General features: G+C 68.0%; 1 protein-coding gene. It reads right to left on the bottom strand.

Going from position 1 to position 319, the window contains the following annotated elements; all coding sequences use genetic code 11:
• The coding region (locus BRSPCE3_RS35930) for a precorrin-8X methylmutase (protein WP_244071861.1) at nt 1-298 on the bottom strand (298 nt) is incomplete at its 3' end.
• Nucleotides 299-319: the final 21 nt, after the last annotated feature.

Raw genomic sequence — 319 nt, 5'->3', positions numbered from 1 at the left:
GCCGTGATCTGCACGCTCGGCGATCCGGCGGTGCCCGGGCTCGCGTAATTCCTTCGGATACCATGCGCGCGTCGCAGAGGATCGGCGCGCCCTCCTGCAATGCGGCCCGCGCGCGCGCGGCCATGCCTGGCGTGAAGCGGACATGCGCTTCCAGGCCCACCATGCCCGCCGCCTGGATCATGCGCACCACCACCGGCTCCTCGTCGGACGTGAAGCGTGCAAGATCGGCCTCCGACCGAATCGTAGCAAAGGACTGCCGATAGATCGCCGCACCATCGGTCTCATAGACGTGCGGCATCAACGGCCTCCCGTCAGCACG

Source organism: Bradyrhizobium sp. Ce-3 (assembly GCF_022835695.1).
GTDB lineage: Bacteria > Pseudomonadota > Alphaproteobacteria > Rhizobiales > Xanthobacteraceae > Bradyrhizobium.
Note: the sequence above shows the minus strand (reverse complement) of the source record. Positions and strands in the feature narration are given on the sequence as shown.